The 278-nt window shown below is 57.2% G+C and carries 1 pseudogene; it reads left to right on the top strand.

The features are described from left to right. A pseudogene (locus SB765_RS29240) lies at positions 1-278 on the top strand (transcriptional regulator); the annotation flags it as partial.

Raw genomic sequence — 278 nt, 5'->3', positions numbered from 1 at the left:
CGCGGATTCAGATTGCCGAGCAAAGCCAGCTTGCCCCCGCCAGCGTAACCAAAATTACGCGTCAGCTTATCGAACGCGGGCTGATCAAAGAGGTTGATCAGCAGGCCTCCACTGGGGGCCGCCGCGCTATCTCTATTGTCACCGAAACCCGCAATTTCCACGCAATCGGCGTACGGCTTGGTCGTCACGACGCCACCATCACTCTGTTTGATCTCAGTAGCAAAGTGCTGGCAGAAGAACATTACCCGCTGCCGGAACGTACCCAGCAGACGCTGGAA

Source organism: Pseudomonas sp. SIMBA_067 (assembly GCF_046534675.1).
Lineage (GTDB): Bacteria > Pseudomonadota > Gammaproteobacteria > Pseudomonadales > Pseudomonadaceae > Aquipseudomonas > Aquipseudomonas putida.
The sequence above is the reverse complement of the archived record's forward strand: the minus strand, read 5'-3'. Positions and strand labels throughout refer to the sequence as shown.